The sequence below is a fragment of the Candidatus Comchoanobacter bicostacola genome (genome assembly GCF_024172705.1).
Classification (GTDB): Bacteria; Pseudomonadota; Gammaproteobacteria; order Comchoanobacterales; family Comchoanobacteraceae; genus Comchoanobacter; species Comchoanobacter bicostacola.
In genome coordinates this window covers 827,024-848,182 of the sequence record NZ_CP092900.1, presented here as the reverse complement: position 1 = coordinate 848,182, position 21,159 = coordinate 827,024, and the positions used below count along the sequence as shown (strand labels likewise).

Here is a 21,159-nt window from a genome sequence, read left to right as displayed (position 1 = left end):
GAGAAAGTAATGGCAGATGAAACAAATCAAAACGATCAATCTCAGGAATACAGTTTCCCCTCTGAAGAAAGTCAAGAGTATGGAAATAGTCCTCAAGGTGGTTTTAGTATAGAAAAAGTAATTGCTGTTGTGCAAAACAATAGAATACCGGCAGCAATTGGAGCTATTGTAGTGTTCTATCTTTTCCTTTCATTATTTGGAGGATCAGATGAGATTCAACCAGTAGAGCTAGATGAAAGCTCATTTGAGGAAACACTACCAGAGATACAGCCTGAGCCTGTTGCATTTTCGGGCTTTACTGACTTAGTAGAAGAGGAGTCAGTTAAGCAAGAAGATTATGATAAGTTGCAAAACTCTATTTCTTCCTTGAATAGACAATCAACCGACTTTAGGTCAAGATTACAAGCTTTAGATCAAAAGATTGATGATTTATCAATATTAGTGAATAGAACCGCTACTCAATTATCAAGAGTTATTGATGAGGAGCAAAAGAAAATTGATGTTAAAAAAGAAGTTGTCTTAGAAGAGTATCGTATTCGTGCTGTTATATCAGGTAGAGCATGGTTAATGGATCGCAATGGAAACAATATAACCGTGAAGGTAGGTGATAAGGTTCCAACCTATGGACGGATTACTGAGATTAAACCAATAGAAGGGCTTGTAGTTACATCCTCAGGTAGAGTGATAAGCTTTGGATCAGAGGAGTAATCCAGTGTATGGGTTTTTAGTTCCTTTATTTATTTGTAATGTTGTTTATGCAGAGGATTCCTCAGTTGGAGAAAACATACTGAAAGGTCTTGCTGGCGCTGATGAATTCTTCTTATATTTATATTATGTTGTTGGAATTGGCTTAGTGTTCTCTGGCATAAATAGACTAAAAAAGTTGGGACATCGCACTGCGTTCATGAATGTTGATTCAGGTGTAACAGGGCCTTTAATGTTGATTGTTCTTGGAGTTGCACTAGCGGCATTTCCTAGTTTTCTTTCTGTTTTGAATCAATCAGTATGGAATGATACGGCTATTAAGGATGTCTCTGTTTTAGCTTTAGATCCAAAAAATAATCCATTCGAAGAGCAGTTGAAGCCGCTAATCTTTATGATACAATTGATAGGTATGGTTGCTCTTCTCAGAGGTGTTTTAATCCTCTCTAAGTCAACGGGTCAGGGGGCACAGCCTGGAACGATATCTAAAGGGTTTGTACATATTTTCGGTGGCTTTTTAGCAATTAATATTTTGCAAACATTCAGCGTTGTAAGCAAAACATTTGGGGTTGGATGATATGATTATACCTAAAAAGCTAAAATACGTTTTATTGAACTTAGTATTGTCTACAGTTCCTATTTTGCATGCACAAGCAAGTGGATGTGCTAATGCTGTCGACGGTACAATAGGTAAGGTATTTTGCAATATTAAAGACTATGTCTTGAAAGGAGTTTTAATTTTAATTTATGCATCCTCTATAATTTTAGGTATAGGTCTATTTATAGCTGCGCTATTTAAAATGAAACAGGTTAAAGATAATCCTACACAGATCCCCGTTTCAACTCCGTTTGCATTATTAGCCGCTGGGGCAATGATGTTTTTTATTCCTGAGATGTTTCCTGTTATTAAAGACTCTGTTTATGGAGAGGGTAGTAGCGAAGAAGAGGATCCTCAACTTAGTCTTGTGGGGTTACTTGATCAATAAGTAAATGGATAGTGATATGATGTATAGTGTTTCAAAAATAGTTAAAAGACTGCTTCCAGTTACGTTGTTGCTAGCGCTTTGTGGTCTAGTATATGCTGAAGGTGGTGTACCCGAAAATACAATAACTGGACGTGCTGTTTCAGTTAAAGGTGATATAATGAGTATTGTATCCTTGGTGGGTGCTATCTCTTCAGTTGCAGGAGTTGCCTTCTTTATGATGACGTTTTTAAAGTTTAAACAATTTAAAGATAACCCGCAGCAAACCCCAGTGGGGACACCTGTGTTATATCTATTTATTTCAGTTATGATGGTTTATTTAGGGAATTCATTATTCCCAATCGGTGAGACCTTGTTTGGAAAAGATTCAGATAGTCTAAGAACAAGTGAGACAGAGATTGAAAGAATTGAGCAGTCCATATAGTGGTTTATTAATATAGGAGGAAAATATGAACATGAACAATGTGAGTAATCAGTTAAAGCTTTATTATTACGGAGCGATGCATTCAGCAATTGCAATGCCTGTAGTATTGTTTGCAGCAGATAAGGGAGAAGGTCAAGAATCACGTGGACTTGGAAAGCTTGCCGTAGGTATTCAAAGTCAGGTAGAAGCTGTTGGGGCTTTAATCTTTGCAATTGCCCAGGTAGCAGGTGTTTTAATGATGTTGGCGGGTCTCTTTAAGTTAAAGCAACATAAAGATAATCCAACGCAGGTTCCTGTTGGGACACCACTTACTATGCTGATTATTGGGGCTGCACTAGCGTTTCTACCTCAGGTTGTTACATCAGGTGGTGAAACTGTATTTGATGATAAGACTGCAGCCTACGCGTTTGGTGCTAAAACGGATACGACTGAAAAAGGGAAATAGGGTAACTAATTACAATGAACCTTTCTAAGTTATTACCTTTAGAATTAAAAGTGGGTCATGGTGCATATGATTTATTTGCAACAAGAAACCTTGACCCTGCTTTTGAGCGTTTTGCTAAACAAGTAAAGCAGCGTGATCGACATATGTGCCGTTTCTGTGGTTTTAAATCTGTGTCAGCTATGACGGTAGTTAACATTAATCATGATTACAGAGACAATAAAATGTCAAATTTAGCGACCAGTTGTCCTTTCTGTTTGCAAGCTCACTTTATCGAAGCAGTTGGCTCGTTATTGCCTGGAGGTGGAACACTGATTTATTTGCCGGAGATGACTCAGAATCAATTGAGTGCATTAACACATGTTTGCTTTGCTGCAATTGTTAATGGTTCTCCACATGCTCTAGATTCAGATCGTTATATTCGCTCATTAAAGTTGCGTAGTTCACCTGTGGAAAAGCAATATGGTAAGCATATGTCAGATCCAAAGTTTATGGGTAGGATGCTGATTGATACTCCGGTTAATGATATTGAGGAGCGAAAGGCTATCATGTTGAAAGATTTAAGGTTGTTACCATCCTTGAAGTATTTTGAAAAAGCAATTTTGGATTGGGCTCATTATGCTGGGGAACGGGCATAATCTGCAAAATTATTTTTATGGAGAAAGGCTATGTCAATAGCAGATGGATTGATTAATGGTGTTGCTGCTGTAGCAAGTGCATTTTCGGTTGCAATTAAGAAGTCAGCAAGTTGCTATACAGATATACAAACGGCGGATGATAGTCACAGCCTTGTTCGTGATGATGGAAGTTTAACCTCCATGATTAAGGTTGAGGGCTATGTTGGGTTAGTTGGGCCTGATGAATTTAATCGTCTTCAAGAGCAGTGTTTACAGATATTTAATAGTGCAATGAGAGACGCAGGTCATTCTTTATCATTTAGTTTTAGTTATAATCTAGACCAGGTCAAAGACAGTATTAAGGATAACTATAGAACATCTCGCGATACTGCAAAGCGTTTAAACCTTAATTTAGATGATGTATTGAGTGAACGTGAAAATTTCATGAGTCGGTATTGTTCAGTAGAAGATGTTTATTTAATTATTACTACTTCTCCAAATGTTTTGACTGGAGAACAAAATAAGCGAGCCACTGCTGATAAAACTAAGCTTGCAAAGGAGCATGAAACACCTGCTTTTAGAACCACTCAAAACATAGTCGCTCCAATACACGAATTGAGAGATGCTCATAAATCATTAGTACAAGCAGCCGTTAAAGATTTAAACTCTGCGGGTGTATTGTGTGAGTTATTAGAAGTGCATGATGCACTTTACCATATTAGAAAAGGAATATTTCCAGATTTTACGGATAAAAGTTGGAAACCTGTCGTGGCGGGTGATAAATTTTCTCCGAAAGTGATTAACGAAGATTTGGGTGTATCTGATAAAGCTGATCTTGCAGATTTATTATGGCCATCATTAGAAACCCAATTGTTCCCACAGGGTGCTGAAATAATAGATCTAAAAACATGCAAGGTTGGGGATAAGTTATACTCATCAGTATATATTGATCTGTACCCTAAAGACCCTCAAGCGTTTACTTCACTAATTAATAAAACGTTAGCAAGTAACTTCCCTTGGCGGATTAACTTCTTGCTGGGTGGTGGTGGTATGTCGTCACTAAAGTTCAAACGAGCTATGGCTGGAGTTTTAGCTTTTTCATCAACACAGAATCGTTTGATTGATAATGCCATCAGGTTGTTAGACTATCTTGAGCTAGAGACTGATGATTCCGCGGTAATGATTCGAACTGTTGCATCTACCTGGGTCAATACGACAGGGTCAGATGCTGATGATATTAAATTACTACGATCTCGAATAGCAACGCTATCGCGAGCTATTCAAAGTTGGGGAACTATAGACTGTACTGAGTTGTGTGGCGATCCCTTTGAAGGAGCAGTTGCTAGTATGCCAGGGTTAATGAATTCTTCTCCAGCTGCTAAATCGGTTGCTTCACTACAAAGTGCACTTAAGATGATGCCTTTATGCAGGCCAGCATCTCCATGGAAGAGTGGAAGTTTATTGCTTAGGTCGCCAGATGGTAAACCTTGGCCGTATCAGCCAGGATCACCCTTACAAACGACATGGATTGATATGATCTATGCGCGTCCAGGTTCTGGTAAGTCAGTTTTATCTAATGCTATTAATCTTGGGTTGTGTATTCAAGCAGGGATTCCAAGACTTCCTAGGATTTCAGTCATTGATATTGGCCCTTCAAGTGCTGGTTTAATTTCATTGATAAAAGAATCACTCCCTGATGAACAGAAACACTTAGCGCTTTATGTTAGGTTCAACATGTCTAAAGAGTATTCAGTTAACCCATTTGATACTCAGATTGGTAGTAGGTACCCATTACCGCTTGAGCGTGCGTTCCTTGTAAACTTTATCTCTTTATTAGCTACTCCGGTTGGCCAGGCATCAAGTTATGATGGTGTAGCAGACTTAGTGGGTCTTGTCATTGACGAGGCTTATAAGTTACTTGCTGATGAGGCTAATCCTAATGTTTATACAAGGGGTATTAACCCTGCGATAGATAAGCTGCTTGACGAGATTAAATATCAGTCTGACTCTAAAACATCTTGGTGGGAAGTCACCGATGCATTATTTGAAGCAGGCCATATTAGAGAAGCATCACTAGCTCAGAGAAATGCTGTTCCACTGATTAATGATTTAACCTCAATTGCTAGATCAGCAGCAGTAGTTGATTTGTACGGGAAAATTACAGTATCTACGGGTGAAAATCTAATTGATGCTTTTGTACGTATGATTTCAAGTGCAGTTAGAGAGTACCCAGTTTTGTCACGCTATACGCAATTTGATTTAGGTGAATCTAAGATTATTGCGTTTGATTTAGATGAAGTGGCTAAAAGTGGTGGAGAAGCTGCGGATAGGCAAACAGCTGTTATGTATATGTTGGCTAGATACTTAATCGCAAAAGACTTTTATTTAAATAAAGAAGCGGTTGCTAGCTTACCAGAAAACTATCGTTTACATCATGAGGCTAGAGCATCTGAGCTTAAAGAAGATCAAAAAAGGATTGTGTTTGATGAGTTTCATAGAACTGCGAAAGCACAGGCGGTACGTGATCAGGTTATTGTGGATATGCGTGAGGGTCGTAAGTGGCGTGTTCAGGTTTGTGTAGTATCTCAAGATTTAGCTGACTTTGATGATCAAATTGTCAAATTTGCTACTTCAACCTTTATTATGGATGCAGGTCCGCAGCAAGCAATTGAAGAAACAACTAAACGCTTTGGTTTATCCAAGACAGCACAAATTGCATTGCGTCAGTCTGTAAGGGGTCCAAGAGAAGGAGGAGCAACATTCCTCGGGCAGTTTGCTACTAAGGTAGGGAACCATATGCAGCTACTGACTATTACGCTAGGTCCTGCAGAATTATGGGCTTTTAGTACAACATCAGAAGATGTATTAATTAGAACTGCATTGTATGAAGCAATTGGGCCAGCAGAGGCTAGAAGGGTTCTATCTAATATATTCCCTAACGGAACGGCTGCAAAACTGATACATGATCGATTAAATTCAGAAACTGAAGGAACAGGGGTTATCTCAGAAGAAAATAAAAAATCGATAGTGAGTTCGCTTACGGATGAAATTTTGAAGGCATATCAAGAAAATCCAAATATTCGAAACTTATAGTCGATCAATAATGAGTGAAGCGCTTTTACACTGCAATTAAATGTTTAGGCGATAAACTAATTTGGCAGGATGATAGCTAGACTAGTCTTGTAATATGCCTAAAGGTAGGTGCTCAGACAAGAAGTTCATAATCCGTGCGTCTAACCAGTATTCAGGCTTATGTGGTGGGCCAGACATGAATCCGATATGTCCTCCGTGTTCATAGGTTTCAATGACTACATGTGACGATGTATCTTCATTCGTTGGAATATAGTTGTATTTTAAAACAGGATCATTGCTTGCAACTATGACTAGTGTTGGCTTTTTGATGCTTTTTAAATAACTAATGCTACTGGATTGATCATAATACTCTTCTAAGGAGTCAAAGCCATGCAAAGGTGCTGTAATTTTTTGATCGAGCTCAATCAGTGTAGAAACCTGGTCCAGGTCTTTGAGGATAGAGTTTTGTGTTTCAGAAGCTTGCAATTTTTTATGATAGGCTTTCTTGATGTCTTGGATAAACATTTTCTCATAAATCTTGGCGGTGCCATTTTGTATATTAATTGCAGTGTTGAGTAAGTCAAATGGGGGGCACACAGATATGCCTGTAGACATTAAGTTATTTTGTTTTAGCTCTCCAAAAAGTTTGAGCAAAATATTGCCTCCAAGTGAAAATCCAACCATTGCTGTAGGTGTTTGAGCATTGCGCTGTTTAATTAAATTACAAATGAAGCGAATATCTTCAGTGTCTCCTGAATGATATTGCTTGTCGAGTCTATTAAATTGCTCCCCACAACCTCTAAAGTGTAAGAGTAATGCCCGCCAATTGGTTTGGTAATGAATATGGTGCATTAATGAGTTGATGTAATGAGAATCCACAGAACCTTGTAGTCCATGTAACAGTATTACTATAGGTCCTTGGCTTTTTTCGGTCCACCAACCGTCTATGAAATCTCCATCAGGAAGCTCAAATATTTCCTGTTGCAAAGGGACCTTTAGCTTTTTTTTAAAAATAAATGGATATAAAGTCTGTAGGTGGGGGTTGGGTAACCACCACGCTGGTTTATATGAGTTACTGCTTCCGTCCATAGTAAATTCCTAGCTGTTGATATAATTATAGCGATATACTTTTTTTTTGTCAGGAAAATAATTTAATTCAAATGAGTAAGTATATCGCTTACACTACATTAATTATAGATGGAGTTTATGGTGTCTCACTTTAAGCAAGTCGTATTGTTTAGTTTTAAATCAGATGCTAAAAAAGTAGCAAAAATTTCAGAGGTGATAGAGTCAGCTGGCGTTAGCATTATTGATGAAGTGTTTATGAGTAAAGCGGACTTAATTATTGTTATGGGTGGTGATGGAACCATGTTGCATCAAGCTAAAATTGCATACCAATATAATATCCCAATACTGGGCATAAATGATGGACACACTGGGTTTTTAGCTGATATTGAATATTCTAATGCGTCTTCTGTGCTAAAAGCGATTCTAGAGGGGCATTATTTTGAAGATTACAGAACAGTATTTGAGTGTATGTTTTCGGGTGAAAAACATATAGCAATAAATGAGTTAATGCTGTCTAAAAGCCAGGCTAATAGGATGATTCGGTATGAAGTATTTGTAGATGAGCGTTTTATGTATAATCAAACGGGTGATGGTTTGATTGTCTCAACTGCAACTGGATCTACAGCGTATGCTTTGTCAGCAGGAGGGCAAATTATTCATCCGGAGGTAGATGTAATGTCATTGGTGCCAATATGTCCAAGGCATTTATCGGCAAGACCTGTTATTATTCCATCATCATCAAATGTTGTCCTAAATATTCAAAAGTGGAAAGGAAGTTGTACTAATATTTCTATAGATGGAAAAGAGATAGAAGTAATTGAAAGTTTGTCAAATATTCAAATCAAGTGCTCGGAAAAAAAGCTGAAGCTCATACATCCTCTTCATTATGATTTTTATCAAACGCTACATAGTAAACTTAATTGGGAAACGAATAGTTAACCCCATCATAAAATTAGGTTCGATGTAGCGCTATGAATCGTAGAGATAGCCTTAGAGCATAGTGTTATTGTATTTGCGCCTGCGAATCGAGCTATTGGATAGCGCTTCATTGTTCGCTTGGAAGCCACTAAGTCGTTAATAGTACGGTTACTCTGCCTATATGTTGTCAGGTTGTCAGCCAGAAATGAAAATTTATCAATTATTGATATACTTAAAGCAATAAGTAGTGTTCTTAGCCCCATGAGATGGAATATAATATTGCCCCCAACCAAATAACCGGCAGCACTTATGACGCATACGTTCATCAGTACATTCCATAGTATAACGCCGAGAGCATATATAACTTTATTGTTCTCACGGCTTCTGAATAATCTTGATTTTGCTGAATATGGGTGATAGCCAATAGAGAGCCTGAGCTCAGCTAAAGGATCTTTCCTGATCGTATGAATGATAGCAATAAGTAGAATAGCCAGTAGCAAGGGAATTAAGGGTGGTAAAAACATTCTGGCTAAAAATAGGGCTGTAATATTTAGGATTGCACATAATGCTATCTTTTTTTTATGTTGGGGTAGAGTTATAGAAAAAGCAAACTGGCTGCCGAGTTGTAATAAATAGTGATATCTTTTTTTGGGATCATATTTATATCTGAAATATAGCTCATAGGGTACGCCTAGACTACTTCCAGAAAGGGCATTTAATGATTCTTTTAAGCGACTTGAATACTTAGTACGCCAATAATAAGTAGCGTTCTCTGGTAAATGATCTTTAGAGATTTTATCGAACAAGTCATAAGTGATGCTGTCATAAATAAGTTGCTCATGTTCAGGGTAAAGCTGCATTAATACCAGTACTATTGCTGCGTTATGTTGATTAATCAGGTAAGGGTCTCTCTCACTTTTAGCGCTAGATTGTGGTCGTAGCCTAGCAGTATCTCTACCATTCTTAGAAGGTATTTGAATATCTTTGAGGACTTGTGTTAAGTCTGCTCTGGTGAATTTATAGCCTTGCCAAACTTTTGTTCGCCTATATAGAGACGCTATTTCAATTAGGAATACTTGATTTTTAGCAACAGCCTCATAAAAGCTTGCTTCAGTCTTAAAGTCGTTTTCAGGGTCGATGAACTTCTTCTGTCCAGTAAATGCAGCAACACTAGCCATCAAGTTTGTAAAGTGTGGAGTGGGGTCCGCAGATGCAGTTGTGTTTTTAATTAGATAATCAATTTTCCTTGCATCAGTCCATTCTTTTTTATGTGTACCAGCTAATATTATATTTTCTCGACTAGATTGCTGTGTTAGGCAGAATAGAGCAAACATGAATAATGCCCAGGGTGCTGACAGGTATAGTGTTCCCAATACTAAGAGGCTTTTAATTGCCATCCTTTTATACACGAGTATGTCCTTATGTGGTCTTATTGTACTTTATCTCGTTTTTTCAGTAGAAACAATATAGTTAGCAATAATTCCCAGTAAAAGCGTAAGGACTATGGGTGAAAATGACAAATAGTAGTAATAGTCATTCATTGGGCGGTCCAAGAGAAAGCCAATGAGTGGCTGCATTAAGAATGCGCCAGCTATAACACATATATTACAAAATCCAGTTGCAATTGCTTGTGTCTGGCTATCACTAATGCGGTTAATCATACTAAATGCAATCGGCTGGCCTCCTGCCGTAATGCCCATACAAATGAGCAAGAATGAAATAATCCAGGGATGGGTTATCCAACCACTAATGATAAGTAAGGTTGATACTATACCAATGATATAACACGCATATACTGGTTTTTTTAGATCACTATGCTCTGCCCAGTAGCCACAAATAGGACTGGATATTGCAATGCTAACCCAAGTATAGATAAGTTGTGTCGTCACAAATTGTTTACTAACACCTTGGATTTTCATCAAGTAAGGTATACCCCAGAGTTCTGTAAATCCTCCAATAGGCGCCCAACTGGCAAGCGCAACGACACCAATTAACCAGTAGTTTTTATTAGATAGAATTTTATATAAAGTAGCACCAAGCGGAGCAACAGAACTAGTGTCTGGCTCGTTCTTATCTTTTATAATTATACAAAATACGATAAAAAGCAGGATTGAAATCAGTAATGTAAAAAATGCAGTATCACGCCATCCTATTTGCTTAACAAGAATATCGATAGGCGTTCCGCTAACCATCGCGCCAACACAGCCTAATAATTGTATCATTCCTACTGAGCTTGCAAAATAGGATGAGGGCAGCCATTGTCTAGATAACGATAAGGGGATAATAAATGCGCCACCAAAGCAAAGACCAATAAGTGCCCGGCTTAGCAGAGCTTGCATCAAACTGTGGGATGCTTGAAATAAAAATGAGCCGATAATGATGCCAATAGTGCTGTAAATGATCGTTTTTCTTGATCCTATTTGCGCTATGATACGCCCCATAGGGATCTGTGCAAATGCATAAGCACAAACAAAGCTTGCGCTCAGAAATCCTATTTCTTGTGAAGACAAGTTAAACTCTTGAGAAAGGTCCTCACTAATAACGCTCATCATTATTCTTAAAAAGAACATGAAAAAGTACAAAAGTGCAGCAGTACTTACTATTAGTATGGGTTGTATTTGTTTATTACTCATGGCTTTTGTTCTGTTTAGGGTTATATTTGTATTCCTGACTACAATAAGGGCATCGTCCATCTTTTTGTGTATTAATGTAAACCTTTGGATGGCCATAACTTGGGTTTTTACTTCCTCGGCATATGACAGTGGTATTTTTTGTGATTATTGTCGACATTAAGATTTAGCGATTTTTACTGAGCTCAAGCTTAGTATAGCGGGTAATAAAACTAAAATCCAGAAGGTACCAAAGAGTAAGCCAAATGAGATAGTAATCGCCATAGGGATTAAGAATTGAGCTTGGTATGAAGTCTCAAACATTAGTGGCATGAGTCCACCAATGGTTGTGAGTGATGTTAGAATCACTGCACGAAAACGTTTGCTAGAAGCAATCATTAAAGCTTTGTTTTTGGGGTAAGATAATCTTTCTTTTTGATATTGAAGTGTCAAAATAATAGAATCATTGACTGTGACGCCAATTAAACCAAAGAATCCAAATAAAGATAACAGTGTAACATCAAACCCGAGGATCCAGTGTCCTAGTATGCCTCCAATCAAACTCATGGGTAGGGTAAGTAAAATTGCAAAGGGCTGTACAAATGATGATAGTGACCATACCAGTACTAAATAAATCACTGAAAGCCCAATAAGTGCACCCGATTTTATTTCATTAATCGTAGTGTTTTGTTCTTGCCTAACATCACCAACTGCGGCAGTCACTAGGTAATCTTTTTCTATATTGGGTATGGTGTTTTGAGTGAGCTCAGATTCTATTTCATAGGTGTTGGTTACTGAGGTATCAACTTGAGCACTGACGGTATAAGTTACCATATTGTTTTTTCTAATAATTTTAAGCGGTTCGTATTGGTAGTGTTTATCTGTGAATTCAGACAAGGGGAGTATGGTTTGAGGTGAGGGCTGAATGGGTGCTTGGTCAATGTTGATCTGGTAGTCATTGTAGCTATCTGGCATTTTTATAATGACATCAGTGTTTTCTGTATTTAAATTAATAGCTAAGTTTTTTTGTTCATTTAAATAAGACTGTAGTTGAGCTTGCAGCCGCTCAGTATTGAGTCCACTATACACACCAAGTTCATTGAGTGTATAGTAGTGGTTAGGCACAATTACCGATGCATCATCTCTTATATTATAAGTTCCTTGGTAGCTTTTGAGTTTGAGTTTGAGTTCGGTAGCGGCAGCAATAATATTTTTATGTGCCCCAGATAATTCAATTTGTATTGTGTCACTTGGAGGCCCGCCACGCGGTCTATCAATGTTAATATTTTGCACCCATTGAGAATTGGGGATATTATCTCTTATATATTGACTAAACTGTTTGTTATCTGTATTCCTCTGGTCTTGGCTGGTTAACCAAATTGCAATGCCATTAGTGACTGGGTTAGGCGTATTGGATTCAGCAAGTGCTTGGTTCATGATTATATTCTTTTTTTCAATGATATCTTCATTGAAGTGAAGTGTTGCTTGTTGGATGGTCTGGTCAATGGCATGCAAGTAGTTTTGTTTTTCATGGAGTGGAGTAGTCGGGTTAAAAGCGACCTGTACCAGTATTTGGTCAGCAGAGAAATCAGGAAAGAAGCTAAACTTTATTCTTCCAGATGCAATCAGTGTGAATGTGATGAGCACCATTGATAGGGCTCCAGAAAAAACGATAGATTTTTTCTCTATGGCTAGTTTAATTATTTTTTGGAATGTATGAACCCTGAAGTATCTGAACTTGATTGAAAACCTACTGGTTTGCTTGGGTTCTGTTATATAACTGAGGTGCTTGGGTAAGATTAAAAAACATTCAATGAGGGAGGCGATGATGACAGTAATGACGACAATAGGGATCTCTCTCAGAAACTGGCCAGCTACGCCTGAAATAAAGAGCAAGGGGAAGAATGCCGCTACGGTGGTAGAGGAGGATGTGAGTACTGGTTTGAGCATCTCTGTAGCAGCCCAACTGGCAGCAGGTAAGGGTTTAAGAGACTTTCGGTTTGAAGCTGCTTTTTCTGAGACAACAATCGCATCATCTACTATAATTCCAAGACTTAGAATGAGCGCAAATAAGGACAGCATATTTATTTTGAATCCAAATGTATACAATATGGCAATGGTGGCAATAATTGCTATGGGTAAGCCAATAGCAACCCAGAAAGCATCTTTTTTGCTTAGAAATAGAGTTAATAAGATCAATATGAGAGCTAGCCCAATGCCTCCATTTTTAATTAATAAAAACATTCGGTCATAAAAGTATTGCCATGTCTTGTTATAGACTTGAATGTCATAGCCCTCAAAGGTGTTATTATTATCGGCGAACCATTGCGTAACCTGATTGGATAGCGTAATTAAGTCATCATATTCACCACGGAATATTCTTATTTCACTCATCTGTTGATTTTCATCAAAGTAAATAGGCTGAGTGTCAGGTGTTTTTAGATAAGCTTTGTTAAAAATATGTTTAGCATCAATAAGTGCTGGATCATTATCTAGTTTCAGTTGCCAATTCAGATCAAGAATATCATTAGCTGTAATACCAATTTCTGCAGAAGTGTATTGACCTAATTCTCCACTTTTTCCACCAGGGCTCTCTCTTAACATAGACTGTATGCTGCGAGTTAGCATATCTAGTGTTGCAGGATGGTTTTGGAGCCAGGTTGTATTTAGCTCTAATATTAAATCTTGTTTAGGCGCTGCATATGTTTGAGTTGAACTTACTCCATAATTGCTGAGGTCATTTTTGAGACGTGTGATTACATCTGAGATTAATGATTTACTTTTAGGCGGGTATTTAATGGCTATGCGTGCCATTAGCTCTCGAGGCTCAATGACGTTAATAAGGTAGGGTTCCATGTTTTTGGGAAACTCCTCTAAATCAAGCTTTTGCATGACTTTTTGCTTGGCATCTTGCATGTCAGTTGTTTGTTCAAAGTCGAGTTGAAGATTAGAACGAGCGACTTGTGTAATAGAGGTGATGTTTTTTAGACTTGGCGTATCTGATACTGCTTGTTCTGCATGTACAGTGATATTCTTTTCAATTTGTTTTGCAGAAGCTCCAGGCCAGATAAATTGAGTATTAATTCTTGGAATGCTAATATTAGGAATTAATTGTGTTTGAATGTTATTAAATGCAACGATGCCAATGCAGAGTACAATTAAGAGTACTACATGTGCAAATACTTTATGTTGTGCACAGTACTGAATCAGTTTATTGGGTTTCTGGTACATGGTTGACGCGCATTCCATTGCGTGGCTGGGTGATTCGAGTTGTCAGCACATCTTTGCTAGTAAGGTCTTCTTCTGAGCTGATGAGGTAATAAGGTGTATCTTGTATATAGCGAATACCTTGGGGTTGAATATTCTTTTCTATAAGAGAGTGGTTATCTATAATATAGATAAAGCGATCTTGGTAGATGGATGTTTCCGGGATCAAATAGGTTTCTTGATCTAAATTAATGTCGGCATATAAGCTAACAATAGAGCCAATTGCGAGCAAAGGTGTTTGCTGAGTGAAATAGTATGCTGCATCAATATGTGCTGTTCCTTCATCTACGTTATGGCTGATACGATTCAGCATTAATGTTTCATGGCTATTATTGAGCATGGCCTGGGATTTACCGGGCTCAAGATGGTTTAAATATTGTGCAGGCATAAATACATTGATAAATATAAGCTGAGGGTTTTGAATATTAATGATGGGTTGCCCAACTTGAGTGACTTGACCGACTGATACAAACACCTGTTCTATAGTTCCATCAAATGGCGCTTTAATGGTATTAGAGTCAATATCGTGGATAACTTGTAGCAAATTGGCTGTTGTTACATCTAGATTTGCCTGTTGTTGCTGTATATCGTGTATCAAGCTTTCTACGTTACGCATGTGAACAGTGTACTGCTTCTCTCTAGTTATTACGACTTCTTTGTAAGCGCGTAATTTCTGTTCACTTTGGTAGGACTGGTTGAGTTGCTGATAACTTTTTAATTCGTCTTTAGCCTGATTAAGTAACTTTAATTCATATTTTTTAAGTGCTTGTTCATGTTTGAAGCTACTCTCTAGCTGGGTGATGGAGCTTTGTATCTTTTCAGATTCAGCGGTTAGTGCTGCTTTCTTTATTTTTAATGAGGTGTGATCGAGTTCAATAAGTAAGTCTCCTTGTTTAACTTGATCGCCTTCCTTGAAATAAATAGCAGTGACCTTTGATAGTACGGTGCTTTCAATATCAGCTGGTTTGAGTGCAGTGACTTTCCCGTAGAGCTTTAGCATACGGGGGGCATTATGTTTTTCTAGTTTTTGTGATGAAACCTTTAATGGGGTCTCTTCAATAGATTGGCTGGGGAGTCTGGATGCTGTCAATAAAAGTAAAGTACAAGCAATAAGTGTAAATCCAAAGATTCTTAATATTAACCGTTTTTGCATAGCGTCCATTGGTAATCACACCCTATATTGAGTTATTCTACACCATTAAGTGCAAAATAAAATGGGTAAGTGATAATAATTTAACGTGTTCATGAGTAAATTAATGAGGTAATAAGTAAGAGTAATGATAGAGTAGCAATGCATAGTAATCCTACTTTCTTTCCTGGAAACTCATACTGACTGGTGTACTGATAAACATAGCGTCCCCGCCATACTAAGAGTGTAGGTAGCAGTCCATACAAGACTAGGATAATAATTCCGGCGTATTTGACAAAGCCTACAAAGTTATTTCCGGCAAATAAGGTGAGCAAAATAGGTGGGCAGTAGGATAAAAGCAGGGCATATGCCTTACCATTTTTTCTAGTGCTTAGTTCTAATCCATCAGAAATAAAGTCCGTTAGGCTGATCATAACACCCCAGAAAGAAGTTGAGATTGCAAAGAATGAGAAGAGGGCAATTAAACTACCAAAGTTTGATAAGTTATGATGATAATTAATTGCAGTCACCATAGCAGCAAGCTGATCACTATTACTGTCTAAAATGGTTGCTAAGCTATGTGTGCCTTCATAAGGCAGTAACCCAAAAATAACTAAATGCCAAATAACATACATGATCAGTGGTATTAAGCACCCAATTAGAATGGTTCGTTTGATAATAATGAGGTTGTTATCTAGGTACTTACGAATGCTAGGTAAAATGATTTGATAGGTGAATGCGGTAATAATGACTGGTATGGATTGAATAAACAGTGAGGGGTTGCCACCTGCTAAGTTAGCTAGTGTTGTCTGACTGCTGCTCTTAGCTGAGATTATTATAAAGATCGTAAATAGAGAAAATGTTAGGACTCGATTTGCACGGTCTAGCCATTTCATGCCTAAAATAGAAATACAAGCGGAAATGAGTGTAAACGTAACTCCGCAAATAGTGCTATAAGGATTTAATGCAGTGTTTGATTGTGCGATTAGGCCACCAATAGCACTTATGTATGCTGCAGAGACTACATAAAGAAGACTTAAAAAAAGCGTCCAGGCTATGCTTTCACTAATTGATCCTGCTAGTTTTCTACATAATCCGATAAGATTGATGGATGTATCATCAAAAAAGTACAATGCTTCTAAAAAAACAAACAGCGCAGCTAAGGTGAAGCTAAATATAGCAAACAGTGAGCATAGAGCAGCAACAATGCCACTAGGGCCTGATGCGATTGGACCGGCAAGCATGCCAACGCCAATAGCTGTTCCTGAAATTAAAAGTATACCGCCGAATTGTTTTGATTGAAGTGTGCGCATTAAACCTGTGTTTTACGTATTATATCAGAGTATATTGATCATCCGAGCATGTCAATATTTACTGGCTTAGGGCCTCGAGTAAGTAGGGTGCTGTGTGTGAAGTTGGGTGTTTCATGACTTGTTCGGGCGTGCCTTCTGCAACAATGGCTCCGCCACCATTCCCACCTTCAGGCCCAATATCAACAATCCAATCCGCTGTTTTGATTACATCAATGTTGTGCTCAATAATGATAATGGTATTCCCGTGTGCTCTAAGTGTCTGTATGACTTGCATCAGTTTGACAATATCATGGAAGTGTAGTCCCGTAGTTGGTTCATCAAGGATGAATAAGGTCTTACCAGTAGATCGTTTGGATAGTTCTCTCGCTAGTTTTATTCTTTGTGCTTCACCGCCAGAGAGTGTTGTGGCGCTTTGACCGAGTTTAATGTAACCCAGTCCAACATCTTTTAGTGTTTGCAGCTTCTTTGAAATAGAGGGAATATTTTGAAATATATCTATGGCCTCTTCAACGGTTAGGTCCAATACCTCTGCAATGCTTTTATTTTTGAATGTTACTTCTAGTGTTTCTCGGTTAAAGCGACTGCCTTTACAGACATTACATTGTACGTAGACATCAGATAAAAAGTGCATTTCAACCTTAATGAGTCCATCACCACTACACGCATCACAGCGTCCCCCTTTTACGTTAAAGCTAAACCGACCTGGTTGATAGCCTCTAGAACGTGCAGCTTCTGTTTGTGAAAACAAGTCACGAATGTGTGTGAAAATGCCAGTGTAGGTTGCGGGGTTGGAGCGGGGGGTTCGTCCAATAGGTGATTGGTCTATGTCAATAATTTTATCAATATGTTCATGTCCAAGTAGTTGAGTGCATTTGCCAGCAGGCATGTGTGCTTTATTGAGTGTGTTATATAAATTCGGATATAGTGTGTTGTTAATTAAACTGGATTTTCCGGATCCAGAGACCCCGGTAACACATGTAATGAGACCAATTGGAATCTTTAAATGGACGGATTGTAAATTATGGCAGCTGGCGCCTATAACTTCTATCCAGTTATTGCTAGCAGGAATGCGTTGGGGCGGGATAGGTACTTGACGTTTTTTAGCAAGATAGGCCCCAGTGAGAGAATCCTTATTTTGCATGAGCGCACTGCTGTGTCCGTAGGCAGTTACATTCCCACCATGGGTTCCTGCACCGGGTCCAATATCATAAATCATATCGGCTTGTAGCATCGTTTCTTCATCATGTTCAACGACAATAACCGTGTTGCCGAGGTTTTTGAGGTGTAACAGGGTGTCAATGAGTCGCTGATTGTCACGCATGTGTAGGCCAATTGAAGGTTCATCTAGTACATACATGACACCAACTAAGCCAGAACCGATTTGGCTAGCTAGACGAATTCTTTGTGATTCACCGCCAGATAGTGTTTCTGCGGATCGATTTAAAAATAAGTAGTTTAGCCCTACGCTGAGCAGGAACTGGCATCTGTTTTCTATTTCAACCAGTATTTTCCCAGCAACTTCTTTTTCAAAGTTAGAAAGCTTTAGATTTTTAACCCAATGGTGTAATTGGTCGATAGGCAAATTAATAGTAGTATCAATAGCCTGATTGCATACGAGCACATGACGTGCTGCTTGATTGAGTCGCGATCCGTTACAGCTTTGGCAGAAATCATAGGTGAGGATCTTGCCAATGGATTCTTTAACGCTTGCAGTTTCTGTCTGTTCGTATCGTTTCTCCAGGTTAGGAATGATGCCATCAAAAACCCGTCTTTTGACAACTAATTTTCCATAGATGTTGGGGTAGGATAGCGCAATCCTTTTGGGTGTTCCGTATAAAACAACGTGTTTATGTTCCTCGGGTAGGTTTTTCCAAGGGGTGTTCATATCAATTTCAAAATGGTCACACACTGAGCTGAGTATAGCGAAATAGTGTTTATGTGCAGGTTCCCAAAAACGAATAACGCCATCATTAAGGCTGAGCAGGGGGTTAATTACGAGGTTCTCGGGTTTTATAAAACGTCGCATGCCTAGTCCATCACAGGTTGAACAAGCACCCATGGGGCTATTAAATGAAAAGAGTTTGGGCTCTAGCTTGCCAATGCTCCAGCCACATTTGACACAGGCATGCTCAGTGGAGTAAATGTCCGCTGTTGAATTTGACTCTTCAAGAACCAGTATGCGTCCTTGTCCTTTGATGCTGGTTTGTTCCAGAGAGTCAGCCAAGCGCTCGTGATTATCTGGTGTCACTTTTAATCGGTCGATGACCAGTTCAAGGGTGTTCTTTTTCTTAGGGTCGATTTCTAATTCGTTCAAGCGGGTGATAATACCATTAAGGCGAACTCGAACATATCCCTCTTGTGATAATTTATCAATAAGTGCTTGATGGGCTCCTGATTGTTGCTCAATGAGTGGCGCCATTAATACGATTTTCTTTGTGTCAGATTTGTTGATTAGATGGTCAACGATTTGTGCTACGCTCATGGCTTTAAGCGCTATATTGTGTTCAGGGCAGTAAGGGGTGCCAATTCGTGCATACAATAAGCGGATATAGTCATAAATTTCTGTGATGGTCCCAACGGTTGACCGAGGATTATGGGATCCAGATTTTTGCTCAATCGCAATGGCTGGAGACAAACCCTCAATGGATTCTACTTTAGGCTCATCCAGTACAGAAAGAAACTGTCTGGCGTAGCTAGATAGTGACTTAACATAGCGCCCTTGTCCTTCAGCATAGAGTGTTCCTAACGCTAAAGAGGACTTCCCAGAGCCTGATGGCCCTGTGATTACAACAAGTTTGTTGGTAGGTATTTCTAAATAATCAATTTTTAAGTTGTTTTTACGTGCGTTTGTAATTTGTATGGACGATTGAGTCATTAGTATTAAGGTTTAAATAGTGTTATATTAGAATATATTAATTATTGAATCTAGTATTAATTTTTCCTTTTGGGCAAGCATGTTGTTAAGGTTGCTAGTGCTTGTGAATAATTGTTTTCAGGCAGTAGTGTTAAGGCTTTTTGAGTATTTTTAATATGCGCTGAAACTATAGCTTGAGTCTTTTCAATGGCGCCAGTGGATTCAAGAATAGGGATGACCTCTTGCCAGGGCGTTGTTTTTTTCATAATTTGATCAATTATTTTCTGCTGAGATGCATTCCCGTCACGGCGAGCAATGATGGTGGGCAGTGTCATTTTTTGTTCTTGCAGATCCTTTCCATGCTCTTTATTTAGATTCATGTTTTTAACATCTAAATCAAGTAGGTCGTCTTGTATTTGATAGGCCATTCCAAGGTGCCAGCCCAGTGTTTTTAATGCTGAAGCATACTTTGAATTTGAGAGGCCAATAGCCTGTAGGCCTGTAGCAAAGAGGCACGCTGTTTTTGCATCGATAATATAGTTGTAGTTTTTAATGGTGGTCATTGAATTGCCTACAAGTCCTAGTTGAAACAACTCACCCTCTATAATTTTTATGGTTGCATTTGAAATTAGTTGGGTCAGGTCTTTTTGGTGGATGTTTGCAATTATTTTAAAGGCGCAAGCGAAAACAAAGTCCCCCATGAGTATAGAGGCGCTATTTGTAAATTTACTATTAATAGTTGGTTCACTGCGTCTAGTAAGTGCGCAATCAATTACATCATCATGAAGCAATGTCGCGATATGAATCATTTCTATAACAGCGGCAATGTGTCGGGTATTGGTATCAATTTCACCTAAGGCGCCTGCAGCTAATAAGATGATACTAGGGCGGATTTGTTTTCTACCTGGTTGGTGAATACAGTAATGTTTTATTTTCTGTAATGTTGGGATGTCAGACTCAGTGTATTCCGCAATTATTTTATTTATTTCATTCAGCTCATTAAGGATAGGGGATTGGATTTCTTGTAACATACTTTGTGTCACTCCTGGTAGTCCGTTTTGATACGTTAGTATGAGCTCACTATAGCATTACATAGCTAGATTACAAGTGCTTGATGTAGGTGCTATAAGTGGGTAAAAGTCATAGATAGTGGGGTAAGTCTATGGAGGTTTTAGGTAGTTGTGTGCTGTTAAATGTAGTTTATAGGTTAATTACGGACTGTATGAGTTAATGCTAAACAAGACGGTTTTTAAGTCAAAAAGGTAACTTTGGTATAGGGTTAAATGATACTTTTGTAGCTAAACGCCTAAAAAAAACGAATTATTTGTGGGTTTTATGCTTGCAAGAAGGTATTAATTGTTTTAGAATCACGCTGTATTGATCGGAGAATAAATCATGTTAGCTGTTATCATGACTGGCGGAAAACAATATAAAGTTAGCCAAGATATGGTTTTAAATATAGACAAGTTGCCCAGCAAAGTAGGGGATCAAGTTGTTTTTAAAGAAGTCTTGTTAGTTCAAGATGGGAATCAGGTTTTGATGGGCAGTGATGCTCAAAGCTACCAAGTTGAAGCAGTGGTCGTTGCTGATGTGCGGGCCAAGAAAATTAATGTTGTAAAGTTTAAACGTCGTAAGCGTTATCTTAGGAACCTAGGCCATAGGCAACAGCATACACAAATTAAGATTACTGGTATTAAAGGTATTAAAAAGGCGGCGAAAGCTAAATCTGAAAAGTCAAAAGCGAAAAGCGAGGAATAAGAA

18 protein-coding genes are annotated in these 21,159 nt (G+C 38.4%); 9 read left to right on the top strand and 9 right to left on the bottom strand.

The window, feature by feature from the left end; all coding sequences use genetic code 11:
• Positions 1-9: 9 nt before the first annotated feature.
• Genes MMH89_RS04125 through MMH89_RS04095 form a run of 7 tightly spaced genes read left to right on the top strand, consistent with a single transcriptional unit; the run spans position 10 to position 6,261 of the window.
• Positions 10-708 carry a hypothetical protein gene (locus tag MMH89_RS04125; RefSeq protein WP_258568183.1) on the top strand — a complete coding sequence of 233 codons (699 nt, stop codon included), beginning with the start codon at positions 10-12 and terminating at the stop codon, positions 706-708.
• On the top strand, positions 692-1,279 hold the full coding sequence (locus MMH89_RS04120; RefSeq protein ID WP_258568182.1) for a hypothetical protein: 588 nt from the start codon (positions 692-694) through the stop codon (positions 1,277-1,279). The genes MMH89_RS04125 and MMH89_RS04120 overlap by 17 nt, the downstream gene beginning before the upstream one ends.
• Before the next feature lies 1 nt (position 1,280).
• The gene (locus MMH89_RS04115; protein ID WP_258568181.1) at positions 1,281-1,688 is read left to right on the top strand and encodes a hypothetical protein; all 408 of its coding nucleotides are present in this window, start codon (positions 1,281-1,283) and stop codon (positions 1,686-1,688) included.
• 4 nt (positions 1,689-1,692) lie between these two features.
• The gene (locus tag MMH89_RS04110; RefSeq protein ID WP_258568180.1) at positions 1,693-2,109 is read left to right on the top strand and encodes a hypothetical protein; all 417 of its coding nucleotides are present in this window, start codon (positions 1,693-1,695) and stop codon (positions 2,107-2,109) included.
• Positions 2,110-2,134: 25 nt separating this feature from the next.
• On the top strand, positions 2,135-2,554 hold the full coding sequence (locus MMH89_RS04105) for a DUF6750 family protein (protein WP_258568179.1): 420 nt from the start codon (positions 2,135-2,137) through the stop codon (positions 2,552-2,554).
• Positions 2,555-2,568: 14 nt separating this feature from the next.
• Positions 2,569-3,189, top strand: a complete 621-nt coding sequence (icmJ, locus tag MMH89_RS04100; protein ID WP_258568178.1) for a type IVB secretion system protein IcmJDotN — start codon at positions 2,569-2,571, stop codon at positions 3,187-3,189.
• A 30-nt stretch (positions 3,190-3,219) separates the two neighbouring features.
• On the top strand, positions 3,220-6,261 hold the full coding sequence (locus tag MMH89_RS04095) for a type IV secretion protein IcmB (RefSeq protein WP_258568177.1): 3,042 nt from the start codon (positions 3,220-3,222) through the stop codon (positions 6,259-6,261).
• 81 nt (positions 6,262-6,342) lie between these two features.
• Here MMH89_RS04095 and MMH89_RS04090 read toward each other — a convergent pair whose 3' ends face one another.
• Positions 6,343-7,329 carry a hydrolase gene (locus MMH89_RS04090; protein ID WP_258568176.1) on the bottom strand — a complete coding sequence of 329 codons (987 nt, stop codon included), beginning with the start codon at positions 7,327-7,329 and terminating at the stop codon, positions 6,343-6,345.
• Positions 7,330-7,449: 120 nt separating this feature from the next.
• Here MMH89_RS04090 and MMH89_RS04085 point away from each other — a divergent pair, with 120 nt between their 5' ends.
• A complete protein-coding gene (locus tag MMH89_RS04085) occupies positions 7,450-8,247 on the top strand; it encodes an NAD(+)/NADH kinase (protein WP_258568175.1) in 798 nt (265 codons plus the stop codon).
• 5 nt (positions 8,248-8,252) lie between these two features.
• Here MMH89_RS04085 and MMH89_RS04080 read toward each other — a convergent pair whose 3' ends face one another.
• From MMH89_RS04080 to MMH89_RS04050, 8 genes are all read right to left on the bottom strand, one after another.
• The gene (locus tag MMH89_RS04080; protein WP_258568174.1) at positions 8,253-9,635 is read right to left on the bottom strand and encodes a hypothetical protein; all 1,383 of its coding nucleotides are present in this window, start codon (positions 9,633-9,635) and stop codon (positions 8,253-8,255) included.
• Positions 9,636-9,665: 30 nt separating this feature from the next.
• Positions 9,666-10,859: an MFS transporter gene (locus MMH89_RS04075; RefSeq protein WP_258568173.1), complete on the bottom strand. Its 1,194-nt coding sequence runs from the start codon at positions 10,857-10,859 to the stop codon at positions 9,666-9,668.
• Complete coding sequence (locus MMH89_RS04950; RefSeq protein ID WP_425491976.1) at positions 10,852-11,016, bottom strand: zinc-finger domain-containing protein; 165 nt, start codon at positions 11,014-11,016, stop codon at positions 10,852-10,854. The genes MMH89_RS04075 and MMH89_RS04950 overlap by 8 nt, the downstream gene beginning before the upstream one ends.
• On the bottom strand, positions 11,016-14,084 hold the full coding sequence (locus MMH89_RS04070) for an efflux RND transporter permease subunit (protein ID WP_258568172.1): 3,069 nt from the start codon (positions 14,082-14,084) through the stop codon (positions 11,016-11,018). Before MMH89_RS04070 ends, MMH89_RS04950 begins: the two co-directional genes overlap by 1 nt.
• Positions 14,047-15,255, bottom strand: a complete 1,209-nt coding sequence (locus MMH89_RS04065) for an efflux RND transporter periplasmic adaptor subunit (protein ID WP_258568171.1) — start codon at positions 15,253-15,255, stop codon at positions 14,047-14,049. The genes MMH89_RS04070 and MMH89_RS04065 overlap by 38 nt, the downstream gene beginning before the upstream one ends.
• A gap of 89 nt (positions 15,256-15,344) precedes the next feature.
• Positions 15,345-16,544: an aromatic amino acid transport family protein gene (locus MMH89_RS04060; RefSeq protein WP_258568170.1), complete on the bottom strand. Its 1,200-nt coding sequence runs from the start codon at positions 16,542-16,544 to the stop codon at positions 15,345-15,347.
• Between the two features lie 58 nt (positions 16,545-16,602).
• A complete protein-coding gene (uvrA, locus tag MMH89_RS04055) occupies positions 16,603-19,419 on the bottom strand; it encodes an excinuclease ABC subunit UvrA (RefSeq protein WP_258568169.1) in 2,817 nt (938 codons plus the stop codon).
• Positions 19,420-19,475: 56 nt separating this feature from the next.
• Positions 19,476-20,429 carry a polyprenyl synthetase family protein gene (locus tag MMH89_RS04050; RefSeq protein WP_258568168.1) on the bottom strand — a complete coding sequence of 318 codons (954 nt, stop codon included), beginning with the start codon at positions 20,427-20,429 and terminating at the stop codon, positions 19,476-19,478.
• 364 nt (positions 20,430-20,793) lie between these two features.
• On the opposite strand from MMH89_RS04050, the gene rplU reads away from it, so the two are divergent.
• Positions 20,794-21,156, top strand: coding sequence for a 50S ribosomal protein L21 (gene rplU, locus MMH89_RS04045; RefSeq protein ID WP_258568167.1), 363 nt, complete (start codon positions 20,794-20,796; stop codon positions 21,154-21,156).
• Positions 21,157-21,159 lie beyond the last annotated feature (3 nt).